Below are 22,448 nucleotides of genomic sequence, written 5' to 3'. Positions count from 1 at the left end.
CCGCATGCGAGCGATGACCTACCGCGGGCCGTACAAGGTCCGCGCCGAGGAGAAGGCCGACCCGCGGCTGGAGCACCCGAACGACGCGATCATCCGCGTCACGAGGGCTGCCATCTGCGGGTCCGACCTGCACCTGTACCACGGCATGATGCCGGACACCCGGGTCGGCTCCACCTTCGGCCACGAGTTCGTCGGGGTGGTCGAGTCCGTCGGTTCCAGCGTCGAGCACCTCGCCGTGGGCGACCGGGTGATGGTCCCGTTCCACATCTCGTGCGGCACCTGCTACTTCTGCGCCCGCGGCCTGTTCTCGAACTGCCACAACGTCAACCCGAATGCGACGGCTGTTGGCGGCATCTTCGGGTACTCCCACACCTGCGGCGGCTACGACGGCGGCCAGGCGGAACTCGTCCGGGTGCCGTTCGCCGACGTCGGCCCGCAGCGCATCCCCGACGACATCGACGAGGACGACGCGCTGCTCATGACCGACGCGCTCGCGACCGGGTACTTCGGCGCGCAGCTCGCCGATATCACCGAGGGGCAGACCGTGGTGGTGTTCGGCGCGGGACCGGTCGGGCTGTTCGCGGCCCGCTCGGCCTGGCTCATGGGTGCGGGCCGGGTGATCGTCGTCGACCACCTCGAGTACCGGCTCGCGAAGGCCCGCGAGTTCGCCTTCGCCGAGACGATCAACTTCGGCGAGGTGGACGACATCGTCCTCCGGCTCAAACTCGAGACCGACGGACTCGGCGCCGACACGGTGATCGACGCGGTCGGGGCGGAGGCCGACGGCAACCTCACGCAGCACATCACGGCCGCGAAACTCAAGCTGCAGGGTGGCTCGCCGGTCGCGCTCAACTGGGCGATCGACGCCGTCCGCAAAGGTGGGGTCGTCTCGGTGATGGGCGCGTACGGGCCCATGTTCAGTGCTGTGAAGTTCGGTGACGCCATGAACAAGGGGCTGACATTGCGGATGAACCAGTGCCCCGCGAAACGCCAATGGCCTCGGCTGTTCGAGCACATCAGGGCCGGTCATCTGAAGCCGAGCGAGATCATCACCCACCGCATCCCGCTCGAGCACATCGCGGAGGGGTACCACCTGTTCTCCGCGAAGCTCGACGACTGCATCAAGCCCGTCATCGTGCCGAGCGCGGCCTGAGCGACGGAGGAAGGATCCGACCATGCCCTACACCGCAGACGGCGGACGCCCCACCCCGAGCAGCGAGGAACTCCGCGCGAGGATCCCCGGCTGGGGAGCCGACCTCGACCCGGCCGACCGCCCGTCGGTCCCCCGGGAGTGGCCGCCGACGCCCGCGCCCGGATCGCACTGGGTGAAGCCGGAACCGCAGGAGCAGCACGGGCCTCGCGAGCGGTCGATCGAGCACCTCGAACTCACCCCCGTCTTCGGCACGAGCGTGCCGCTGCGGGGGCTGTCGGGTGCGATCAAGCGCCTGGCCTACCGACGCTACAGCGAGGGCCGCGCCGCGCACTGGCTCCTGCTGCTCCTCGGTGACCGCGTGGACGCCGCCGGGAGCCATGCGCGGTCGTTCCTGACGGTCCGGCCCGACAACCCGATCACCGAGACGGGCGTGCTCGCGGAGACGATGTACTCCGGCTGGAGTTCACGCTTCCGCCGTGGGCGCGTCGATGTCAAGCACCAGTGGATCGACCCGATCCTCGTCGGCGGGCCGTGGCTGCTCGCGCTCGGCCTCGTGTTCCTCGGCGGCCGCCGCGCGGTGCGGATGCTGCGCGGCTGAACCACGACCTGCGGGCCCGCCTCACCCGAGGCGGGCCCTCAGCGTGTCTTCCTCGTGAAGACGTAGTGGACCACGCCGCTCGGCGCCGCCGTCACCTCCACCGTGAAGCAATCCTCCAGGCCTTCGAGCCCGTCCCACAGGCGCACCCCGCGGCCGAGCAGGATCGGGACGACGACGACGTGGAGGTGGTCGACGAGGTCGGCTTCGAGGAAGGCCCGGACGGTCGTCGGGCCCCCGCCGAGCCGGACGTCGAGTCCGTCGGCGAGGGAGGTGGCGAGCGCCAGGGCGTCGACCGGCGACAGCTCGCGGAAGAGGAATGTCGTCCGCCCCACGACGAGGTCCGGTCGCTCGTGGTGCGTGAGGACGACCACCGGACTGTGGAACGGCGGCTCCTCACCCCACCACCCGCGCCAGCTCTCGTCCTCCCAGGGCCCGAGCTGCGGGCCGAACTTCCGGCGGCCCATGATCTCCACACCGATGCGGTCGCCGGTGGCGGACGCGAACGCGTCGTCGACGCCGCGCGTCCCCGCGCCCACCGACTCGTCCTCATGCCCGCTCATCGCCACGAAGGTGTTGGTCGGCAGGAACCAGTGCATGAGCCGGTGTTCCGCATGGCCGAAGGGCGTCTCGAAGGACTGCCCCTCGCCGGTCGCGAAGCCGTCGAGGGAGACGGCGAGATTGTGGACCCTGAGCTTCGTCATGCGCTCACGCTAGCGGCGAGGCATCCGGGTGTCGACGGCGGATCAGGCCGCCGGTGACCGCGGGTCCGGGTCGGCGGGCTCCTCGGAACGCATCCGTTCGCGCACCCCGCCGTCGACGGTGATGCCGGCGGGTCCGGGCACGTGGATCGTCCCGGTGGTCGGCCGAGCCGCAGATGCCCGGGCGAGCTCCCCGTCGATCACCTTCGCCGACACCCGTTTCGTCACGTCGGGCATGAGCTGATGGGAGATCGCAGCCGTGCGGGCCTTCATGCCGGCGGTCTGGTGCTCCTTCGGGTCCGAGCAGGCGGCGACGAGGGCGTCGATGACCACGGAGGGGTCGTCGAGCGCCGCCATCCGCGGCGCTTTCCCCGTGTAGTTGGCCGCGTGGGTCCACCACGGCGTGTCGACCGCCCAGGGCAGTACCGTGCCGACCCGGATGTCGGTGAGGCCGGCCAGGCGGAGTTCCTCGTTGAGCGACCGCGACAGGCTGAGGACGGCGGCCTTCGTCGCCGCGTAGACGGCCTGGTATGCGAGCGGCACCTCGCTGTCGACGGAACCGACGTTGACGACCGTTCCACGACCCTGCTCCCGGAACAACCGCAATGCCACGTGTGCACCGAGGATCAGGCCGGACAGGTTGACGTCGACCGTGCGGAGGTGGTCCTCGACGGGGACGTCCCAGAAATGTCCGAGCGCCCCGATCCCGGCGTTGTTGATCCACACGTCGATCCGACCGAAGCGGTCGGTGGCGGCAGCACGCAACGCGAGGACGTGGTCGGGTCGACTCACGTCGACGGGGACGGCGAGCGCCGTGCCCCCGGCGGCGGTGATCTCTCCGACGAGGCCGTCGAGCACGTCCCCGCGCCTGGCGGCGACGACGACGTTCGCGCCGAGTTGGGCCAGCCGGAGCGCCGTGCCCCGGCCGATCCCGCTGGATGCGCCGGTGATGACGATGACCTGCTCGGCCACCGGATGACGATCGGTCATGGTGCGTCCTTCCTCGGTGACACGTCCAGCCTTCGCTAACGGCGTTCGGCGGCGGGTGCGAGGAACCCGTTGCGCTGCGTCTGTTCCTCGGCCACGCGGACGCCGAACCGATAGGACAGTTCGCCGCCGAGGAAACCGGAGACACCGACGAGTAGGAACGCGGCCCACGCGAGCCCGAGGCCGAGGACGCTCAGTTCGCCCTCCGGCCCGGCCGCGCGGACGATCCAGCTCAGGGCGAACAGCACCACCGCGGCGAGGTTGAACCCCAGGTGCGTGAGCGCGGTCTTGCGGGCCCTCGTGCCCGGGGCGATGACCCGCAGGTCCATGAGGCCGAACACGGCGGCCAACACCGCTCCGACGACCCCGATGCCGATGAGCCACTGCGCACCGACGACGAACGGCTCTCGGTCGTCGGTGAACAGCGACACGATGTCGAAGACGACGCTCGCCGTCCAGGCCCCGATCGGGATCAGCACCACCATCGCGTGGAACGGGTGACCGTAGGGTCCGGCGAGGATCGTCGCCGGGTGCTTCGACCGGACGAGGTCGTCCGCGCCGTTCCGACGGGCGGTCCCGGCGCTCAACGGCGGGCCGTGGTCGCCGGCTGCTCCCGCCGGGTCGGCACGAACGCGACGATCAGGGAGCCGAGACCGACGACGAGGTGGAAGCCGATGTCGAAGCCGGTGAACCCGGTGGGCAGCAGACCGAACATGGTCGGGTCGGCGAAGGCGAGCAGACCCATCACCACGTAGAGCGCACCGCCGATGGCGACCACCGCCCGGACGGCGCCGAGCGGGACGCGGCCGAACCCGACGACGAGCAGGGCGACGGCGAGGACGGTGCGCAGGATGTCGAGCGTCAGGTCGACGTTCATGAGGCCGAAGAGGTGTTCCCCCTCGACGAAGAAGCCGGCGATGGCCAGGATGGCGACGATGATCCCGAGGATGCGGGCGACGTTCCGAATCATGGTTCCTCCTCGATGCGTAGGGAGCCGATCGGCTCGCCATCCACGCTAGGTCGGCCGTTCCGGTCGCTCGGATTGCTTGACTTCCCCGCGGAGCGCGGGTTAGAACGTGCGTCGCGCGGCCCTGGGTGACGGCACGGTTTTTACCAGGTGAGCACTCGGATCGCAAGCGCCGAGAGCGCCCGGAACCGCCGACATAGCGTGCCCGTGTGCAACCAGAACAGTCCGCGACGCCACCGTGCCGAGGTGAGTGGTTCTGCTATCGGCTCCCCGACGGCACCGTCCACTTCTTCACCGACGTCCCTCCCCATACGGAGTGGGTCGTCCATGTCGGCGCGGCCGTCGGGATGCTGAGTTTCCGCCGACTGACACCGATCGGGTGGGGCTGGAGTTACACCATCGAGGACGACCGGCGGGTGATCCTCCCGGGTCGCTCGCACGACTGGGAGGCGACGGCCCAGGCGCTGCTCGCCGGACTGCACGCACGGACGAGGGGTTGAGGGGTGCCATGAGTGCGACGGAGAAGACGACACCGGTCGGGGTGCCCACGGAGGGGAGCCCTCGTGCCGCCATGCGACGCAGCCGACTGCTGGAGGCGGTGACCTCCACCGACCACAAGACGATCGGGTACCTCTACATCGCCACGGCGTTCCTCTACTTCTGCTTCGGTGGCGTCCTCGCGCTGCTCATCCGTGCGGAGCTCTTCGCCCCCGGCATGCAGGTCATCCAGACGAAGGAGCAGTACAACCAGCTGTTCACCATGCACGGCACGATCATGATGCTCATGTTCGCGACCCCGTTGTTCGCCGGCTTCGCGAACGCGCTCATGCCGCTGCAGATCGGTGCACCGGACGTCGCCTTCCCGCGTCTCAACGCGTTCTCGTTCTGGCTGTTCTTCGTCGGCTCGGCCATCGCCGTCAGCGGATACCTCACGCCAGGCGGTGCCGCGGCGTTCGGCTGGACCGCTTACACACCACTGTCGACGGAGACCTTCAGTCCCGAGCTCGGCGGCACCCTCTGGACGATGGGGCTGTTCCTCACGGGCTTCTCGACCATCCTCGGCGCCGTCAACTTCATCACCACGATCATCACGATGCGCGCTCCCGGTATGACCATGTTCCGCATGCCGATCTTCACCTGGAACACGCTCGTCACGTCGATCCTCGTGCTCATGGCGTTCCCGGTGCTCGCTGCGGCGCTCGCGGGGCTCGCCGCCGACCGCATCTTCGGCAGCCACATCTTCGATCCGGGCTTCGGCGGCGCGATCCTCTGGCAGCACCTGTTCTGGTTCTTCGGGCACCCCGAGGTGTACGTGATCGCCCTGCCGTTCTTCGGCATCGTGAGCGAGGTGTTCCCGGCGTTCAGCCGGAAGCCGCTGTTCGGGTACAAGACGATCATCTACGCGACCATCGCCATCGCCGCGCTCTCCGTGACGGTCTGGGCCCACCACATGTACGCGACCGGGTCCGTCCTGCTCCCGTTCTTCGCGCTGATGACCATGCTCATCGCGGTTCCGACGGGGGTGAAGATCTTCAACTGGGTCGGCACGATGTGGCGCGGATCGGTCACCTTCGAGACGCCGATGCTGTGGTCGCTCGGGTTCCTCATCACCTTCGTGTTCGGCGGGCTCACCGGCGTGATCCTGGCGTCACCGCCGCTCGACTTCCACACGCACGACACGTACTTCGTCGTCGCGCACTTCCACTACGTCGTGTTCGGCACGGTCGTGTTCGCCATGTTCGCCGGCTTCTACTTCTGGTGGCCGAAGTGGACGGGCCGGATGCTCGACGAACGGCTCGGGTACTGGCACTTCTGGTTGTTGTTCATCGGGTTCCACACGACGTTCCTCATCCACCACTGGCTCGGCGTCGTCGGCATGCCCCGGCGGTACGCGACCTACAGCCCGCAGGACGGGTTCACGTGGATGCATCAGCTGTCGACCGCGGGTTCGGCGCTCCTCGCGCTCTCGATGCTCCCCTTCTTCTGGAACGTCCTGAAGACGGCCCGGCGAGGCGCGAAGGTCACGGAGGACGATCCGTGGGGTACCGCACGCTCCTTGGAGTGGGCGACCTCCTGCCCGCCACCGCGCCACAACTTCACCTCGATCCCGCGCATCCGCTCGGAGGCGCCGGCCTGGGATCTGCACCACCCGGAGGCTCCGCCGCCCGAGGGCCGTGGTCCGGGGATCGACGCACCCGACGCGGGGACGTCGAAGGACGCGAGGCCTGGCGGCCTCCCGCGCTGAGATGAGGCGGCGGGGCTGCGTGGCCCCGCCGCCACTCAGTGGAACGGACAGCGCGACGCGCCACCGGCCTTCCGCACCCGCCCACCCGACGACGGCATCGTCGGCAGTCGCCGCCGGTTCACCTCGAGGCCTGCGTCGAGGATCGTGACCCGCGGATCGCTCATCACCGCGATCCCGGCGCTCAGACCGGCGATCGCCAGCTTCTCACCCGGGCACCGATGCCCGGTCGCGACCTGCGCACCACCGTGCGGGATGAAGGTCGTCACGGCCTCGTAGTCCTCCACCCCCACGAACCGGCCGGGCGCGAACACGTCCGCCCCCGGCCCCCAAGAGCGGGTGTCGGTGTCGGTGCCGAGGATGTCGAGCAGCACCCGACCGCCCGCAGGAAGCCGCTCGCCGTCGAACTCGATGTCGGTGAGCGCCCAGCCGGGCAGCATCGGGACGAAGGGGGCCGTGCGTCGGATCTCCTGCGCGAAGGCCGTGGCGAACAGCCCGCCGACGAACACACCGCGGTCCGCGGTCTCGGTCGCGATCCGCTCGCGCGACTCGGGGTGATCGTGCAGGGCCTTCGCGGCGAACGCGACGAACCGGGCGACCGCGATCATGGGCCGGAGGACGTTCTGGAGTTCGACGCCCGCGAGGCGTGGTTCGAGCAGCTCCCCCTCCGGGTCCCGGTGCCACGCCCACTCGTGCAGCGCGGTCCCGCGGGACGGCTGCAACGAGCCGTCGCGCACGGCGACGATGAGGCGGCGCGCGTGCCGATCCGACCAGACGCGGTTCCCGATCGCCATGAGGTACGCCGGCGAGTACGGTGCGCCGAAGCCGTCGACGATCTGCGCGAGGCGGGCAGCCCAGCGCGTCCTCGCGGCGGCGGTCCCCGGCACCCCGGCCCATCGCATCACCGCGCGGCCCAACGCCCCGACGGCCGCCTCGTACGCCGAGCGATCGCCGCCGGCGATCCAGGCGTCGAGCTCGCGGCCCCACTCCTCCTCGAGGAGCGGGCGCAGCCGCTCGACCTGCTCGTCCTCGTAGGCGACGTCGACGAAGGTCGCCTTCCGATGCCGGTGCTCCTCGCCGTCGAGGCTGTGCACCGAGCCGTGCCCGAAGAGCGTCTCCTGCACGATGGCCGGCATCGCACCGTGCCTGGCGATCCGCCCCTCGTCGTAGAAGAGGGACACGGCGTCCTCGCCGCGGACGAGGAGCGCCTCGTCGCCGAGAAGCCGCAGCGGGACCGCCCTCGCACCGGCCGGTCGACGCCGCCAGAGACGGGCGCCGAACCCGTACCCACGGGTGAGGAGCGAGAGGGATTCGTCTTGGAGGAGGGCACCGAACTTGGACATGCCTCCATGGTGGCAAGCCCCGCCGAGCTCCCCCAGGGCTTCGCCCCAGGGCGTCGACGTGGTACGCACCTGCACTCCGGGAACGGGTCCGGAGCAGTACCACGTCGTTCACCGGATCGCAAGAGCGCGGTCACCTCCCCGAGCACGAAGGACACTCGAAGAGGGGGAACGGCGCGACCGGACGATCTGTCGGAAGGGCCTACCCGCACGACATCGGGCGCCGCGCCGCGCCCAGAGAGAGGAGCAACGATGTTCACCGAGCTCGATCACTTCCTGCGCAGCATGGAGTACCCGTGCCGGCCGGGCGACCTCGTCCGCGAGGCTCGCCGCGACCTGCTGCCGACGGACCTCGTGGAGGCGCTGGGCTCACTCCCCGAGCGCAGTTACACGAGCCGCTGGGACGTCCTGCACCGCACCTCGATCGCCGAGGCCTTGCCGATCAGCGCCTGAATGCGCGGCAGGCGAGCGGCACCGGTCGAGCACCGGTGCCGCTCTCGTGCGCGCCGCCACTGTCCAGCGCTACTGGCTGTGGGCGGATCGCCAGTCCTGGGCGGTGATGTGCGAGCCGGCCTGCGGCCCCATGAGGAGCATGCCGCCGTCCACGGGGATGGACGCCCCGGTGAGGTAGCTGGAACCCGGCGACGCGAGGAACGCGATGACGGAGGCGATCTCCCGCGCATCGCCCGGACGACCCACGGGGATCCCGGGGCGCTCGGTGTCATGCGGGTCCTCGTCGGTCTGGCCCGTCATGGGCGTCGCGATCTCACCCGGAGCGACGGAGTTCACGGTGATGCCGAACGGGGCGAGTTCGATGGCGGCCGTCTTCACCAGACCGCCGAGCCCGTGCTTCGCCGCGTCGTAAGCGGTGGACCCGACGCGTGGCTGGTGTTCGTGCACGCTCGTGACGGCGATGATCCGTCCGCCGGATCCACCCTCGGCGAGGTGTCGGGCTGCGCGCTGGATGCAGACGAACGCGCCGTCGAGATCGGCGGCGACGACCTCGCGCCACTCCTCGAGCTCGATCTCGAGGAACGGCGTCGAGGCACCGGTTCCGGCGTTGTTCACGAAGACGTCGAGGCCACCGAGCTCGTCACAGAGCCGGTCGACGGCGTCACCGCAGGAGGCGAGGTCGGTGGTGTCGAGCTGGGCGACGACGGCACGGCGGCCGAGGGCACGCACCTCTTCGGCCGTGGCTTCGGCGCCCTCCTCGTCGGTGTACCAGGTGATGCCGACGTCCATCCCGGCTTCGGCGAGCGCGACGGCGGTCGCGCGGCCGATACCGGAGTCGGAGGCGGTGACGATCGCCCGGGTGGGCGAGAAGGCGGTGTCGAGACGGTTGGGCGGGGTCGGAGTGTCAGTCATGACGTCACGGTAGATCGCCCGTCGGGTCCGCTGCGAAGGCTTGCGATCGGGCCCCGGGTGTTGCACCATTCGTGCCCGATCGGTGATTCCGCAACCCCCAAGGACACCGTGGCGCTTCCGGCGACACAGGCCTACCGTGGAAGGACGGGCGTGAGGACAGGAGGACCCATGGGCAAGATGATCTACGACGCAGACGTCAGCGTGACGTTCGACGACCGGGTGCTCGCGCACCTGCAGCACGTGATCGGAGCGAAGCTCCGCCGAGGCGAGGGGTTCTACTTCGGTTGGAAGGACGACCCACGCGCGGGCGACGGCCGCACCACCATCTGGTTGCACCCCGCGATGTCGCTGCGCTTCAAGTACGCGGGCAGTGTCCCGGTCGACTTGAACCGCGCCTGGCTCGAGGTGCTCGCGATCAGCGCGGACTCGACGCACGGGCTCGTCCTCATGCCGGAGCCGGGACCGCGCGTCTGACGCGCACAGACGACAGCGGGCCGACGGTTCCCCGTCGGCCCGCTGTCGTGTGCGGAACTCATCTGGAGCGTTCGTCGAACTCCAGGTCGTCGATGTCGGTCAGCTCCGTCGCCCATTCGGGTCGGGCCGGTTGCAGTTCGGCGGTGCGCTGTTCCAGTTCGATGATGACGGCTTCGTCGAGCGGTTCCTCCGACGCGTTCTCGACGGGCGTCGAGAACAACTGACTCGCTGGGCCGATGAGGAGGTGCGCGAAGCCGATGCTCCCTCCTTCGTTGATCGTCGGCACGGTGACGATGTCGGACTCGCCGGTCTGGGCGAGGGCGCGCGCGTAGCGCAGCAGGGCTTTGCAGGTCTGGTCGGCCATCAGCAGATAGCCGCTCGCGTAATACAGCTTTCTCATACGACCATTCTCGGAAACCGCGCCGGCGGCTCGGCAGACCTTGAATCCCGGGCCGGAAAGGTATACCGGGAGTGGCGCGCGTCCCGTGCGCTATCGTCTGGGCATGACCGACAGCGACCAGACTCCGCACACGCACGACGAGAACCGCCACGACCAGCTGACCACGGCACCGAACGCGACCGAAGCGGACGCGGCTCCCCGCATCGACGTGACCGAACAGGGCGACGGGGTCACGAGGATCGACATCCGCGACGACGCGCAGGTCCGCCCGGGTGCCGACCCCGAGGACACCGACGAGGCCTGAGCCAGGGCCGTCAGCACGACGAAGCGCCGCCGACCCTGGGGTCGGCGGCGCTTCGTCGTTCTGCGGGTTCTGGGGGCTCAGTGGCCGTCCGCGTCGTGCAGTGGTGCGGCGTCCGGCTGCTCGAGCACGTCCGGCTCGTCCTCGGTGTCCTCACCCGTCGGCTCGTCCGGGATCTCGGTCGGAGGGGTGCCCGCGACCATGTCGGGGTCGGTGCCCAATGCGTCTGCTCCGGTGAAGTCGCTCATGTCGCTCCTGCTTCCTGTCGTGTTCGCGGTCCAGCCACCGTAGTCCGGCGGGCCGCTGTACGACCCCCGCTTGACTTCCCATCGCGATCAGGCGACGACGACGTGGAGCCCGCCGGTGATCTCGATCTCCTCGAGCATCTCGGCCGCCATCCGCTCGTCGATCGGCGGCTCGAACTCGGCGTCGAAGGCGAACACGATCGGTTGCTCCGGCGACACCGTGACGGGTTCCGAGGAATGGAACCGCCCACGGTGGAGCTGCAGACGGAACGACTGATCGTCGAGCATGCGCGTCAGGATCACGTGTTCGAGCTGGGCGAGTGTCTGGTCGTCGACCTGTGATCGGAGCGCACCGAGGCGTAGGAATCCCATCGTCAGCTCCCCTCTCAGGTGTGCCACGCTAGCGCGGCGGGCGAGGGCGGCAGGGGCCATTGCGCGGAACGCCCGAGGGGCGGAGAATACGCGCAGGCTGACCGATCAGGTCGGTCGACCGACGCGGTCTGTGGAAAATCGGGCGAACCCCACGGATGTCTCGTATCCTGGCTGTGCGCGGCTCCGACCTGGACCCCGTCGGTTGCGCGCAGATGTCGGCCGTCCGCCGACGGCTGTCTCCCGGGGTCGGAAGTCGAGGGTTCCCATGGGACAACTGGTCTACGGTATGGGCGACGCTCGCGTGCGTCTCGACGACCGCATGCTCGCCCACGTCAAAACGATCGCGTTGATGAAGCTCCGCCGCAACGAGTCGTTCGCGCTGACGGTGCGACAGGATTCCACCTCCGAGGGGCGGACGACGCTCTGGCTGCACCCGTCGATCGCGCTGCAGTTCTCCTTCGACACCGACGAGGTCAGCGAGATGGACCGTTCCTTGCTCGAGTCGTTCATGCACGAGGCGAACACGGGCGAAGTCGTCGTGCATGCGTCGAGCGACGACGGCACCGCCCCCCGGTCGGAGTGACCCAGCCGGTGGCGGCGCCGCGTGCTCAGCTGTTCCGGAGCATCGAGACGAGTTCGCTCTTGCGCTTGCCCGAATACCCGCTCAGGCCGATCTCCTTCGCACGGTCACGGAGCTCGGCGACCGTCCAGTCCTCGTAGGAGCCGGACTCCCCGCCCTTCTCACCGATCGTCGAGCGTCCCTGTTTCGCCGCGGCGTTCGAGATGCGAGCAGCCTTGCTCTTGGACGCTCCGTCGTCGCGCAGCTTCTCGTAGAGTTCCGGGTCCTTCAGTGACGGGTTCTGCTTCCCTGGCATCGGTTCCTCCCTCGGTGGGCGGTCGGCTCGGCGGTCACCGACCTTGTTCCACTGTCCCGCGACCGCCCGCCACGCGCACGGGGTGGTGGATCGCGTGCCCACGCGCTACGCCCGACTGGGATACCGTGGCCGGATGCCGTTCGAAGCGTTCAGGAGCTACGCGACCACGATGGGCATACCGATGCTCGTGACCCCGGAGCCGCAGAACAGCGAGTACGAGTCGGGACTCGCGCAGCTCGGTGCCGAGACCTGGCATCTGCGGACGGCGCGGAACACGCCGACCAAGCCGGGGGCGTTCGTCGCCTTCTGGCGGCGCGACGCGGACGGGGCGACGGCTCCGTTCCGCGACGACGACCGCGCAGCGGGTCTCCTCGTCTTCGTCGAACAGGAGGGCGCACGCGGTGTGTTCCGCTTCACCGGTGCCCACCTCGCCGCGCTCGGCGTCACCTCCGGGAGGCGACCAGGCAAGCGCGGGTTTCGGGTGTACCCGAGTTGGTGTGCTGGTCTGAACGCGCAGGCCACGGCCACGCAACGAGCCCAAGCCCCTGCCTTCCAGGAGTACTGAGCGCTCGGCCGCGGCCTGCGTCGGATCAGGCCAGGAACCAATCCCTCGGGTGCTGGTCGGCGGTCGGCGGGGTGCGCTCGATCGTCGGACGCGCCCACTCGGCGGCGTTCGCCAGCACCCGACGGATGTCGGGGTGGTGGTAGACCGGGTACTCCTGGTCGCCGGGCGAGAAGTAGAAGACCCGCCCACGCCCGCGGTGGTAGGCCACACCCGAGCGGAAGACCTCACCTCCGGCGAAGGTGGAGAGGAACACCTCCTCGTCGGGTCGGGGGATGTCGAAGTGCTCGCCGTACATCTCCTGCCGGTCGATGACGATCGGGTGCGGGACCCCCTGGGCGATCGGGTGGTCGGGCAGCACGGTCCAGACGAGTTCGCGTTCGCCGTCGTTGCGCCACTTGAGCGCGCACGACGTCCCCATCAGGCGCTGGAAGACGCGGGAGTAGTGGCCCGAGTGCAGGACGACGATGCCCATGCCGGCGTGGACATGCCTGACGACGCGTTCGACGACCTCGTCCGACACCTGGTCGTGGGCGATGTGGCCCCACCAGAAGAGGACGTCGGTGTTCGCGAGCGCTTCCTCCGTGAGCCCGTGCTCCGGCTCCTGGAGCGTCGCCGTCGTCACGCTGACGGCCTCGCCGAGCGACTCCTCGAGTCCGTCGGCGATGACCCGGTGGATGCCGTCGGGGTAGTGCCCGAGGACGACCGCGTCACCGCGGGACTCGTGGACGAACTCGTTCCAGACGCGGATACGGATCGGGGACGTGGTGCTCATGCGGGGACCTCCAGTTCGTGCCCGGCGGCAGCCGAGGCGTAGGCGGCGTCGATGACGCGGCTGCGGTGCAGGGCGTACTCGCCGTGGTGACCGGCGAACCGCAGTTCGCCGCCGGCGGACTCGCCCGCACGGATGGTCTCGAGGAACTCCGCGATGACCGACTGGTGGTGGCCGGCCGGTACGTGTACGGCGGGTCGCTCGATCGTCGGCGCACCGGCGACGTCGCGGTAGATCGTCACGGTGCCGTCGGTGTTGTAGTTGTCGACGTGGAGGCGGACGCCGCCCTCGGAGCCGAGGAGTTCGACCGAGATGTCCTCGTGGGCCTTCGAGTAGGACGCCCACGACGCCTCGAGGTGGAGGCTGCCGCCGTCCTCGAAGCGCAGGAGGGCCGACGCGAAGTCCTCGACGTCGAACGCGTGCGTGGACCGACTCGAGACCGGACCGCCGCCCGAGGAGCCACCACGGCCGGCGCGGCCGAGCTCGTTGTAGGCGACCGCGGAGACGTGCGTCACGCGCGGTTCGCCGAGCAGTGACAGGGCGATGTCGAGGACGTGGGAGCCGAGGTCGATGAGCGGTCCGCCGCCCGCGGCCGCTTTGTTCGTGAACCAGGAGTCGATGCCGGGGACGCCCTGCCGACGCAGCCAGGACGCCCGCGAGTGGTAGACGCGGCCGATGGGTTCCTCGGCGAGGTAGCGGGCGAGGTAGGCGACGTCGGCACGACGCCGGTGGTTGTAGGCGACCTCGAGCACGCGGTCGGCGGCCGTCGCCGCCTCCACCATCTCGGCGGCGAGGTCGGCGGTGGTCGCGAGCGGCTTCTCGCAGAAGACGTGCTTCCCGCTGCGGAGTGCAGCGACGGCGATCGGGTGGTGCAGGGCGTTCGGCACGCCGATCGAGACGATGTCGAGGTCGTCGCGGGCGACGAGGTCCTCCCAGTCGGCGTACGTGTCCGGGACGCCGCGGCTCTCGGCGAGTTCGGCGAGCCTGGCCGGTTCCTGGCCCGACAGGGCGACGACCGTCGCGCCGGGGAGGGCGGTGAAGGCGTCGAGGTGGGTGGTCCCGGCGAAGCCGAGGCCGATGACGCCGACCCGGAGGTCCGGAGCCTTCGACGATGACGTGGTGGTGCTCGTGTCCATGCTCGGGCGGATCCTTTCGGGGTGCGGATGCCGGGCACGGAGTCATGACCGGCGGTGGTCGACCTTCGCCACTAAATATAGCGACCATATCTAGTTTTGCAACCCTGCTACAGTCGCCCCATGGTCGAACCGGGGGTCGAGACGGGCCGAGCGAGTGTCGAACTCGTCGCCGCGTACGCCTTCGATCACGGCCCATTCACCGCCAGCGAGGTGATGGACGAGACCGGGCTGACCCGCGCGACCGTCCTCAACGCCTGCGACATCCTCGCCGACCGTGGCTGGATCCGCGAGCTCGACGACGCCCGAGCCGCGGGCGACTACCGGCGGGGCCGGCCCGCGCGGCGCTACGAATTGGCCGCCGACACGGCGTTCGTCGTCGGCCTCGACGTGGGACAGCACCGGGTCGCCGCGCTCGTCGCGACGCTGCGCGGCGACGTCATCGGCCGGGCGGAACTCCCGATCGTGGGCGGCGACGAGGATCCCGACCTCCGCCTCGCGACCGCTCGGGCCGTCGTCGAGCAGGCGACCACCCAGGCCGGCACGACGGCTGGCCAGGTGCTCGTGACGGCGGTCGGGGTCCCGGCTCCGGTCGACGCGCACGGCCGGTCCCCGCGCGGCGACCACGACTACTGGGCTCGGATGAACCCCGACTTCGCGACCCGGCTCGGCCCCTGGGGCGAGGTGGTGCTTGAGAACGACGCCAATCTGGCGGCATCCGCTGAGCGGGCCCTCGGGGCCGTGGCCCGCGAGTCCATCGCCGTCCTCCTCGCGGGTGTGAGCTTCGGCGCCGGCCTCATCGTCGACGGCGTCCTGCTGCACGGCGGCGCCGGTGGTGCCGGCGAGCTCCGCGTGCTCGGCATGGTCGAGGGCGTCGGCTCTTCGGAGGGACTCGACGGCGCGGCCCGGTCCTGGCTGGAGGAGGACCGCCGGACGGGACGGGTGCCCGCGGCGTCGCCGCTCGCCCTGACGCCCGTCGACGCCCTCGACGTGAGCCACATCGTGGACGCCGCCACCCGGGGCGACGCCTACGCGGAAGCGCTCGTCGAGCGACTCGGCGAGCGCCTCGGCCGCGTGTGCGTCGTGCTCGGCAGCCTGCTCGACGTCGAGGAGGTCGTCGTCGCCGGTGGTGTGGCGCGGGTCGCCTCCTCCGTCATCGCCGCCGCCCACCGCTGGCTCGACCAGGGCGTCTACGCGCCGACCCCGCTCGTCCGAGCCTCCGAACTCGGGGCGGACGTCGTGGCGCTCGGCGCCATCACCCGTGCGATCTCGACGATCCGCTCGCAGCCGTGGCGGTTCGCCGCACCGATCACGCACTGAACGGGCGTGCTCGGGGCCTGCGGGGACCGGACTCCGGACACAGCGCAGGGCCCCACCTTCCGCCAAGATCGGTGGGGCCCTGAGTGCGGTGTTACCGCGCTGCGACGGTCGTTCCGGCCGTACTCGTGCAGACCGTTCGCAGGTGACGGGCGACGCTGAGCGCGCCTGTGTCCTTCAACCGTTGCAGAACTCGAGCGCGCACCCGGCCCGAATCGAGCGTTAAGAACCAGGGTTCTTATCAGATCGTCAAGAGCGTCCTCCTACTGCACCGACCACCCACCGTCGGACGGCAGGATCACGCCGTTGACGTTCACCCCGTCGTCGCTCAGGAGGAAGGTGATGGAGGCGGCGAGCTGCTCCGCCGTCGCGATCGTCGGGATCGCCGCCTGGAACGGGCCGAGCCGCGCGGAACCCGCCTCGGACACGTTCGGCGGGAACGGGATACCGGTGGCCACGCCGCCGGGGGCCACGGCGTTCACGCGCACGCCGTGCGGCCCATACATGAACGCGGCGCTCTTGGTCATGCCGACGACCGCGTGCTTGGAGGTCGTGTACGCGTTCCCGGAGGCGTTGCCGCGGAGCCCGGCCTCGGAGGCGATGTTGACGACCGAACCCGAGCCGGCAGCGACCATCGCCGGCAGGACCGCCCTGGTGAGCTTGAAGGCGCCCGTCACGTTCACCCCCATGACGCGGTCCCAGGTCGCGTCGCTCGTCTCGTGCAGCGGTGAGAAGTCGTCGTTGATGCCGGCGACGTTGGCGAGCGCGTCCACGCGGTCACCTGCGGCGGCGACGATCGCGTCGATGTCGCCCTGCTTCGTGATGTCGCCGGCGACGGTCACCACGTCGGCGTCCGGCAGGCTCGCGGCGAGGTCGGCGAGCTTGTCCTCGAACAGGTCGACGGCGACGACCCGGCCACCCTCCCGGGCGACGCGCGACGCCGTCGCCCGACCGATGCCGGAGGCAGCGCCGGTGACGATCACCGTCTTCCCGGCGAACCGTCCGGCGGTGATGCGCTCCTGCCACCCCTCGGGCGCCGCATCGACCGGCGTGACGCCGTCGTTCGCCGCGAGGACGAGCTCGTCGATGAGCGACTGCGGCAGCTTGCCCTGGCTCAGGGCAACCAGCTGCTGGAGCGGCAGGCCGGCGATGGGCGCCAGCTGCGACTCCTCGGTGCCGAGCTGGACGAGGAGCCCGCGGATGAGCGGACCACCGGTGGGGTCGGCGAGCCAGGCGGCGATCGGGGTGTTGGCGGTGAGGACGCTCATGGGGTTCCTTCGTTCTCGGGATGGTGACGCACGGCGGGGTCGCATGGGCCTCGATCCATACCGGACATCATTGTCCGGTACACGTTACGCCGCGCACGGCACGGCCGCCACCCCTCACGGTCGGCTCCCAGCCGGGTGCACCGGAGGCGCCGCGCGGCGTTACGCTACCGGGATGTCGTCCACGCCCCCGAAGCCGAATCGCGGCCCGAGCGCAGGACCCGAGAACCGCCGGGCGCTCGTCGCCGCGGCGCGTCAGGTGTTCGCCGCGGACGGCTTCAGCGCTCCGCTGAGCGCGGTCGCGAAGCGGGCGGGCGTCGGACAGGGCAGCCTGTACCGGCACTTCCCCGACCGACTCTCCCTCGCGCTCGCGGTCCTCGACGAGAACGTCGGCGAGCTGGAGGAGCACGCCGGACTGCCCGAGGCGACCCTCGACACCCTGCTCGACGTGGTGATCGACCAGGCCCTCGTCACCTCACCCTTCGTCGAGGCGATCCTCGGCGAGGGCGACGACCCGCGGGTGATCGCACTCGGCACCCGCCTCGACCGGCTCGCGCACGCCCTGCATGCGAAGGAACTGGCTGCCCACCGCATCGCCGACCACGTCGAGCCCGACGACATCCTCATGGCCATCTCGATGGTGGGTGCGACCCTCACGCGGATCCCCGCATCCCATCGCGCGGACACCGCGGCACGCGCGAAGGCGATGTTCCGTCGATCCTTCAGCCGATGACCCGGCTTGGGACGATGGCACAGGAACCACCCGAACCGTGTGTTGACGGACCATTGATGCGGACGGGGGCCGACCGTAGGGTCGGAGGGACAGAGAAGGGGTCCGCCATGCCGGCCAACGCGTTCGCATCCATCGACGTCGACGCCATCCGTCGCTCGCTCGGCGAACCGGACCCGGCGGCGACGGCCAAGATCATGGATGAGCTGGACGAGAACTGCCTCGCCTTCCTCGCCCACTCGCCGTTCTGCACCATCGCGACCTCCGACGCCGCAGGCACCTGCGACAACTCGCCTCGCGGCGACTACCCGGGGTTCGTCCGCGCACTCGACCCGAGCACCCTCGTCATCCCGGAACGCCTCGGCAACCGGCTCGCCGACTCCCTCCAGAACATCGTGCAGAACGGCCACATCGGCATGCTGTGCTTCGTGCCCGGCATGAGCGAGACCCTGCGCATCAACGGCACCGCCATCGTCACCGACGACCCGGCGCTCATGGCGATGCTCGAGCAGGACCACGTGACACCGCAGCTCGCGATCGTGGTGCGCACCGAGGAGGTCTACCTGCACTGCGGTCGGGCGCTTCTCCGCGGTGGGATCTGGGACGCCGAGATGCAGGAGCTCGCGGACGAGGTGCCGAGCGCCGGCCGCATCTGGGCGAGCATGTCCGGGCTGAGCACCGAGGTCGGCGACGCGATCGACGAGGCCGTCGCCGTCGGCAACCAGAGCCTGTACTGATGGCTGGAAGCAAGAGGAACACCTGATGCGCAACCGCGCGGGCATGACCGGTCCGAATCTCCAGATCGACGACGCCATCGACACAAGGGATCACTGATGCGCAACCGCGCGGGCATGACCCCGCTCATCGTCCAGGAGATCGTGCGCGAGACGCCCACGATCGTCAGTGTGGTGCTCGCCGACCCGGAGGGTCGCCGTCTGCCCGCGTGGGACCCCGGCGCCCACATCGACCTGCAGCTCATCACCCGCCACGAACGGCAGTACTCGCTCTGCGGCGATCCCGCCGACGAGTTCCACTACCGGATCGCGGTCCTCCGCGAACAGCACTCGCGGGGCGCGTCCCACTACATCCACACCTTCCTCCGCGTGGGCAGGAAGGTCTTCATCCGGCCCCCGCGGAACCTGTTCCCGCTCTCCGACGCAAAACGCCACCTGCTCCTCGCCGCCGGCATCGGGATCACGCCGCTGCTCACGATGGCGAGACGACTCGCCGCAGGCGATGCCGACTGGACGCTCGTGTACGCGGTGCGCACCCGCGAGGACGTCGCGTTCGGCCCGGAGCTCGAAGCCCTCGGCGACCACGTGCGGATCCACGTCAGCGGGGAGAGCGGACGGCTCGACCTCGCCGGGCTCCTCGCAGGGCTCGAGCCGGGCACCGACGTGTCCGCCTGCGGCCCGCGCGGCTTCACCGACACCCTCACCGACCTCGCGGAGACCCTGCCGGAGGGCTGCCGACTGCACCTTGAACGGTTCGAACCGAAGCCACGCGCCTACCTGCCGAACACGGCGTTCACCGTGGAGTGCTCGCGCTCCGAGCGCACCGTCGAGGTCACGGCCGGGCAGACGATGCTGCAGGCGATGCAGGCCGAGCGGGTCGGCATCCCCGGCTCGTGCCTACGGGGCGTCTGCGGCTCGTGTGCGGTGCAGGTGGTCGACGGGACGCCGGAGCACCGCGACTCGCTGACGACCGACGACGCATCGATGATCATGTACCCGTGCGTCTCGCGGTCGCTGACGCCGACGCTCGTGATCGACGCCTAGGACGCACGGGAGGCCGGTCCGGTCCCTGAGCCTGTCGAAGGGCGACGCCACCCGGAAGCACTTCGACAAGCTCAGTGACCGAAGCGGGTGCTCCGAGACCGAAGCGAGCGGCACGCCGAACCAAGCACACCGGTCCCTGAGCCTGTCGAAGGGCGACGCCACCCCGGAAGCACTTCGACAAGCTCAGTGACCCAAGCGGGTGCTCCGAGACCGAAGCGAGCGGCACGCCGAACCAAGCACCCCGGTCCCTGAGCCTGTGAAAGGGCGACGCCACCCCGGAAGCACTTCGACAAGCTCAGTGACCCAAGCGGGCGCTCAGTCACCGAAGCGAGCAGCACGCCGAACCAAGCACACCGGCCCCTGAGCCTGCCGAAGGGCAACGCCACCCAGGAAGCACGTCGACAAGCCCAGTGACCCAAGCGGGTGCTCCGAGACCGAAGCGAGCGGCACGCCGAACCAAGCACCCCGGCCCCTGAGCCTGCCGAAGGGCAACGCCACCCCGGAAGCACTTCGACAAGCTCAGTGACCCAAGCGGGTGCTCCGAGACCGAAGCGAGCGGCACGCCGAACCAAGCACACCGGTCCCTGAGCCTGTCGAAGGGCAACGCCACCCCGGAAGCACTTCGACAAGCCCAGTAACCCAAGCGGGCGCGCAGAGACCGAAAGCGGGCGCTCAGCGACCGGCCTGCGCTCCTGTCACGGGCGCCAGGCGGCCTCGGCGGAGGCCAGCACCGTGCCGTCGGTGGCACGCACGACGACCGAGGTGCCCGCAGCGTCATCCGTGCCGACGATGCTGAACGTCGTGTCCACGAGCACCGGCGCCTTCGCCCGGAACCGCACCGACGCGAGTCGGCGACCGTCGGCGTGCGCCGCAAGGGCGTCGAGCACGAGGATGCGGGTCAGCGGACCGTGCACGAGCAGGTCGTCGAGTCCCTCGACGTCGCGCGCCCAGCGGCGGTCGTAGTGGATCCGGTGCGTGTTGCCGGTGACGGCCGAGAACCGGAACAGCTGTCGGGAGTCGAGCGACTGGCGCTCCGACCAGTCGGCACCCTCATCGGGATCGGCCGCGTCCTCCGGAGCCGGTGCCGGTGCCGACACCCGCGGCGACGGGACCGCCGGTTGCGCCTCCAGGAACACGTCGTGCCAGGTGCTGCGCACGGCGACCTCGCCGTCGACGAGGTACTCGCGGACGAGGTCCGCGAAGACGAGACGGCCCGCCCGCCCCTGCTTCTCGACGAGCGAACCGAGACTCGTGCGCTGCGTCACCGGTTCGCCGTAGTGGAGCGGTCGGAGGAACTCCGTGTCCTCCCCCGCGTACATGCGGCGTGGCAGGTCGATGGTCGGCAGCACCCCGTCCTCGGCCGGCGAGCCGTCCTCACGGAGCTGGGCGAACGGCGTCGTGAACGGGAAGTAGACGCCCTCCCACCCGGCGGGGAGCTCCTCGCCGGCGACCGGTTCCGGCATCCCGGTCGCGAAGGTGGTCCGGTACCAGGACGCCGCCCCCGGCTCCAGCCGTTCCTCGCGTTCCACTCAGATCACTCCGTCGGCGCGCAGCCCGGCGATGCGCTCGGCGTCGTACCCGGCGAGCGCCGCGAGGATGTCGTCGGCGTGTTCGCCCATGTGGTTCGCCGGACGGTCGGTGGTCGCGGGGGTGGCGCTCAGCTTGATGGGCTGGCCGAAGGAGCGGAGCGTGCCGAAGGAGCCGTAGTCGGTCTCGACGACCATGTCGCGTTCTGCGGTGCCCGGGTCCTCGACGACCTCGCCGATCGTCTTCACCGCGGTGAGCGGCACGACGTCGCCGGCGAGTTCCTCCAGCTCGGCGCGGGTGCGGTCGGCGAACCAGGAGACGACGAGCGGCTTCACCCGTCGGGCGTAGACCTCCTCGTCGAAGCGCTTCCGCATGGTGTCGATCTCCGGGTCGGCGATCGCCTCGGGTGTCCCGAAGAGTTCGCAGCTCGCCTTCCAGAGTTTGTCGGTGTAGGCGCCGAAGAACACCTGGCCGTCGGCGCAGGGGAACAGTTCGTAGGGGCGCACCCAGGCGTGCTCGTTGCCGGAGGGCGAGGCGACGGTTCCGTCGACGGTGTAGTCGACGACAGCGGTCTCGGTCATGGCGATGATGCTGTCGACCTGGGCGACGTCGACGAGCTGGCCGACCCCGGTGCGCTCGGCGTGCCGGAGGGCCGCGAGCGTGCCGATGACGCCGAACATGGTCGCCGAGAGGTCGCCGATGGTCACGCCGACGCGGACGGGTGGCTGGTCGGCGTAGCCGTTCATCGACCAGAGACCGCCCGCGGCCTGTGCCGTGTTGTCGAACGCCGGGCGACGGCTGCGCGAGCCGGTCTGTCCGTAGCCGGAGATCGCGGTGTAGACGAGCTTCGGGTTGATGGCGGCGAGCGCCTCGTAGGGCAGTCCGAGCTTCGCCATCGTCCCTGGACGGAAGTTCTCGACGAGGACGTCGGCGCTCGCGACGAGGTCGCGCAGCACCTCCTTGCCGGCCTCGCTGGCGAGGTCGAGCGCGAGGCCGAACTTGCCGCGGTTGTACTGGCCGTAGTATCCGCTGAACTCCTCATCGCCGTGGCGGAGGTAGGGCGGGAAGCCACGGGAGACGTCGGGGTCGTTCGGATTCTCGATCTTGATGACGGTGGCGCCGAGGTCGGCGAGCATCGATGCGGCGTAGGGGCCGGCGAGCACGCGGGAGAGGTCGAGGACGACGACGCCTTCGAGGGAGCCGGGCGGGACGGCGAGTCGTTCCGTGGCCGCGAGGATGGTCGCGGTGTCGGCGCCGTTCGGCTGCTGCTGCTCGGTCATGCGTGTCCTCCTGGGCATCGGGCGTGCCGCGTTCCGGCGTCGCGGGAGCACCTTCGCCGTGCTGCAT

28 protein-coding genes are annotated in these 22,448 nt (G+C 70.1%); 13 read left to right on the top strand and 15 right to left on the bottom strand.

The window, feature by feature from the left end:
* Positions 1–4 precede the first annotated feature (4 nt).
* The gene (locus ITJ57_RS03555) at positions 5–1,153 is read left to right on the top strand and encodes a zinc-dependent alcohol dehydrogenase (protein WP_194668875.1); all 1,149 of its coding nucleotides are present in this window, start codon (positions 5–7) and stop codon (positions 1,151–1,153) included.
* A gap of 22 nt (positions 1,154–1,175) precedes the next feature.
* Positions 1,176–1,751 (top strand): hypothetical protein, encoded by a 576-nt coding sequence (locus tag ITJ57_RS03550; RefSeq protein WP_194668874.1) that lies wholly within the window; start codon positions 1,176–1,178, stop codon positions 1,749–1,751.
* A gap of 38 nt (positions 1,752–1,789) precedes the next feature.
* On the opposite strand, the gene ITJ57_RS03545 is transcribed toward ITJ57_RS03550, so the two are convergent.
* From ITJ57_RS03545 to ITJ57_RS03530, 4 genes are read right to left on the bottom strand one after another with little or no spacing between them, the layout of a single operon-like run.
* Positions 1,790–2,452 carry a dihydrofolate reductase family protein gene (locus tag ITJ57_RS03545; protein WP_194668873.1) on the bottom strand — a complete coding sequence of 221 codons (663 nt, stop codon included), beginning with the start codon at positions 2,450–2,452 and terminating at the stop codon, positions 1,790–1,792.
* A 42-nt stretch (positions 2,453–2,494) separates the two neighbouring features.
* A complete protein-coding gene (locus tag ITJ57_RS03540) occupies positions 2,495–3,439 on the bottom strand; it encodes an SDR family oxidoreductase (protein WP_194668872.1) in 945 nt (314 codons plus the stop codon).
* A gap of 35 nt (positions 3,440–3,474) precedes the next feature.
* A complete protein-coding gene (locus ITJ57_RS03535) occupies positions 3,475–4,023 on the bottom strand; it encodes a DUF2231 domain-containing protein (protein ID WP_228506463.1) in 549 nt (182 codons plus the stop codon).
* The gene (locus tag ITJ57_RS03530) at positions 4,020–4,406 is read right to left on the bottom strand and encodes a hypothetical protein (RefSeq protein ID WP_194668871.1); all 387 of its coding nucleotides are present in this window, start codon (positions 4,404–4,406) and stop codon (positions 4,020–4,022) included. Before ITJ57_RS03530 ends, ITJ57_RS03535 begins: the two co-directional genes overlap by 4 nt.
* Before the next feature lie 206 nt (positions 4,407–4,612).
* Here ITJ57_RS03530 and ITJ57_RS03525 point away from each other — a divergent pair, with 206 nt between their 5' ends.
* Positions 4,613–4,903, top strand: a complete 291-nt coding sequence (locus tag ITJ57_RS03525; RefSeq protein WP_194668870.1) for a hypothetical protein — start codon at positions 4,613–4,615, stop codon at positions 4,901–4,903.
* A gap of 71 nt (positions 4,904–4,974) precedes the next feature.
* The gene (ctaD, locus tag ITJ57_RS03520; RefSeq protein WP_228506758.1) at positions 4,975–6,648 is read left to right on the top strand and encodes a cytochrome c oxidase subunit I; all 1,674 of its coding nucleotides are present in this window, start codon (positions 4,975–4,977) and stop codon (positions 6,646–6,648) included.
* A gap of 35 nt (positions 6,649–6,683) precedes the next feature.
* Here ctaD and ITJ57_RS03515 read toward each other — a convergent pair whose 3' ends face one another.
* Positions 6,684–7,988 carry a cytochrome P450 gene (locus tag ITJ57_RS03515; RefSeq protein ID WP_194668868.1) on the bottom strand — a complete coding sequence of 435 codons (1,305 nt, stop codon included), beginning with the start codon at positions 7,986–7,988 and terminating at the stop codon, positions 6,684–6,686.
* A 249-nt stretch (positions 7,989–8,237) separates the two neighbouring features.
* On the opposite strand from ITJ57_RS03515, the gene ITJ57_RS03510 reads away from it, so the two are divergent.
* Positions 8,238–8,438, top strand: a complete 201-nt coding sequence (locus tag ITJ57_RS03510) for a DUF2795 domain-containing protein (RefSeq protein ID WP_194668867.1) — start codon at positions 8,238–8,240, stop codon at positions 8,436–8,438.
* A gap of 69 nt (positions 8,439–8,507) precedes the next feature.
* On the opposite strand, the gene ITJ57_RS03505 is transcribed toward ITJ57_RS03510, so the two are convergent.
* Positions 8,508–9,350, bottom strand: a complete 843-nt coding sequence (locus ITJ57_RS03505; protein WP_194668866.1) for an SDR family oxidoreductase — start codon at positions 9,348–9,350, stop codon at positions 8,508–8,510.
* Positions 9,351–9,518: 168 nt separating this feature from the next.
* On the opposite strand from ITJ57_RS03505, the gene ITJ57_RS03500 reads away from it, so the two are divergent.
* Complete coding sequence (locus ITJ57_RS03500; protein WP_194668865.1) at positions 9,519–9,824, top strand: ATP-dependent DNA ligase; 306 nt, start codon at positions 9,519–9,521, stop codon at positions 9,822–9,824.
* A gap of 58 nt (positions 9,825–9,882) precedes the next feature.
* On the opposite strand, the gene ITJ57_RS03495 is transcribed toward ITJ57_RS03500, so the two are convergent.
* Complete coding sequence (locus tag ITJ57_RS03495) at positions 9,883–10,224, bottom strand: hypothetical protein (protein ID WP_194668864.1); 342 nt, start codon at positions 10,222–10,224, stop codon at positions 9,883–9,885.
* Between the two features lie 103 nt (positions 10,225–10,327).
* On the opposite strand from ITJ57_RS03495, the gene ITJ57_RS03490 reads away from it, so the two are divergent.
* The gene (locus ITJ57_RS03490; protein ID WP_194668863.1) at positions 10,328–10,528 is read left to right on the top strand and encodes a hypothetical protein; all 201 of its coding nucleotides are present in this window, start codon (positions 10,328–10,330) and stop codon (positions 10,526–10,528) included.
* 77 nt (positions 10,529–10,605) lie between these two features.
* Here the strand turns inward: ITJ57_RS03490 and ITJ57_RS03485 are convergent, their stop codons facing one another.
* Positions 10,606–10,773, bottom strand: a complete 168-nt coding sequence (locus ITJ57_RS03485) for a hypothetical protein (RefSeq protein ID WP_157579867.1) — start codon at positions 10,771–10,773, stop codon at positions 10,606–10,608.
* An 87-nt stretch (positions 10,774–10,860) separates the two neighbouring features.
* Entirely contained in the window at positions 10,861–11,142 is a 282-nt protein-coding gene (locus ITJ57_RS03480) for a hypothetical protein (protein ID WP_056009279.1), read from the bottom strand.
* A 265-nt stretch (positions 11,143–11,407) separates the two neighbouring features.
* Between ITJ57_RS03480 and ITJ57_RS03475 the strand changes: the two genes are divergently transcribed.
* Positions 11,408–11,725, top strand: coding sequence for a hypothetical protein (locus tag ITJ57_RS03475; protein WP_194668862.1), 318 nt, complete (start codon positions 11,408–11,410; stop codon positions 11,723–11,725).
* A 25-nt stretch (positions 11,726–11,750) separates the two neighbouring features.
* Here ITJ57_RS03475 and ITJ57_RS03470 read toward each other — a convergent pair whose 3' ends face one another.
* The gene (locus tag ITJ57_RS03470) at positions 11,751–12,017 is read right to left on the bottom strand and encodes a Rho termination factor N-terminal domain-containing protein (protein ID WP_194668861.1); all 267 of its coding nucleotides are present in this window, start codon (positions 12,015–12,017) and stop codon (positions 11,751–11,753) included.
* Positions 12,018–12,150: 133 nt separating this feature from the next.
* On the opposite strand from ITJ57_RS03470, the gene ITJ57_RS03465 reads away from it, so the two are divergent.
* Positions 12,151–12,582: a MepB family protein gene (locus ITJ57_RS03465; protein WP_194668860.1), complete on the top strand. Its 432-nt coding sequence runs from the start codon at positions 12,151–12,153 to the stop codon at positions 12,580–12,582.
* A 25-nt stretch (positions 12,583–12,607) separates the two neighbouring features.
* Here the strand turns inward: ITJ57_RS03465 and ITJ57_RS03460 are convergent, their stop codons facing one another.
* Complete coding sequence (locus ITJ57_RS03460) at positions 12,608–13,354, bottom strand: ThuA domain-containing protein (protein WP_194668859.1); 747 nt, start codon at positions 13,352–13,354, stop codon at positions 12,608–12,610.
* Positions 13,351–14,487 carry a Gfo/Idh/MocA family protein gene (locus tag ITJ57_RS03455; protein WP_194668858.1) on the bottom strand — a complete coding sequence of 379 codons (1,137 nt, stop codon included), beginning with the start codon at positions 14,485–14,487 and terminating at the stop codon, positions 13,351–13,353. The genes ITJ57_RS03460 and ITJ57_RS03455 overlap by 4 nt, the downstream gene beginning before the upstream one ends.
* A 120-nt stretch (positions 14,488–14,607) precedes the next feature.
* On the opposite strand from ITJ57_RS03455, the gene ITJ57_RS03450 reads away from it, so the two are divergent.
* Complete coding sequence (locus ITJ57_RS03450; protein WP_194668857.1) at positions 14,608–15,804, top strand: ROK family transcriptional regulator; 1,197 nt, start codon at positions 14,608–14,610, stop codon at positions 15,802–15,804.
* 260 nt (positions 15,805–16,064) lie between these two features.
* Here ITJ57_RS03450 and ITJ57_RS03445 read toward each other — a convergent pair whose 3' ends face one another.
* Positions 16,065–17,069, bottom strand: a complete 1,005-nt coding sequence (locus ITJ57_RS03445) for an SDR family NAD(P)-dependent oxidoreductase (protein WP_194668856.1) — start codon at positions 17,067–17,069, stop codon at positions 16,065–16,067.
* A 172-nt stretch (positions 17,070–17,241) separates the two neighbouring features.
* Here ITJ57_RS03445 and ITJ57_RS03440 point away from each other — a divergent pair, with 172 nt between their 5' ends.
* The 3 genes from ITJ57_RS03440 to ITJ57_RS03430 all read left to right on the top strand — a co-directional run bounded on the left by ITJ57_RS03440 (position 17,242) and on the right by ITJ57_RS03430 (position 19,574).
* A complete protein-coding gene (locus tag ITJ57_RS03440; RefSeq protein ID WP_194668855.1) occupies positions 17,242–17,799 on the top strand; it encodes a TetR/AcrR family transcriptional regulator in 558 nt (185 codons plus the stop codon).
* Between the two features lie 107 nt (positions 17,800–17,906).
* Positions 17,907–18,533, top strand: coding sequence for an MSMEG_1061 family FMN-dependent PPOX-type flavoprotein (locus ITJ57_RS03435; protein ID WP_194668854.1), 627 nt, complete (start codon positions 17,907–17,909; stop codon positions 18,531–18,533).
* Positions 18,534–18,629: 96 nt separating this feature from the next.
* On the top strand, positions 18,630–19,574 hold the full coding sequence (locus ITJ57_RS03430) for a PDR/VanB family oxidoreductase (RefSeq protein ID WP_194668853.1): 945 nt from the start codon (positions 18,630–18,632) through the stop codon (positions 19,572–19,574).
* 695 nt (positions 19,575–20,269) lie between these two features.
* On the opposite strand, the gene ITJ57_RS03425 is transcribed toward ITJ57_RS03430, so the two are convergent.
* A complete protein-coding gene (locus ITJ57_RS03425; protein ID WP_370582169.1) occupies positions 20,270–21,103 on the bottom strand; it encodes a MaoC family dehydratase N-terminal domain-containing protein in 834 nt (277 codons plus the stop codon).
* Positions 21,104–22,381: a CaiB/BaiF CoA-transferase family protein gene (locus ITJ57_RS03420; protein WP_194668852.1), complete on the bottom strand. Its 1,278-nt coding sequence runs from the start codon at positions 22,379–22,381 to the stop codon at positions 21,104–21,106.
* Between the last annotated feature and the right edge of the window lie 67 nt (positions 22,382–22,448).

Source organism: Plantibacter sp. VKM Ac-2880 (assembly GCF_015351235.1).
In the GTDB taxonomy this organism is placed as follows: Bacteria; Actinomycetota; Actinomycetes; order Actinomycetales; family Microbacteriaceae; genus Plantibacter.
Note: the sequence above shows the minus strand (reverse complement) of the source record. Positions and strands in the feature narration are given on the sequence as shown.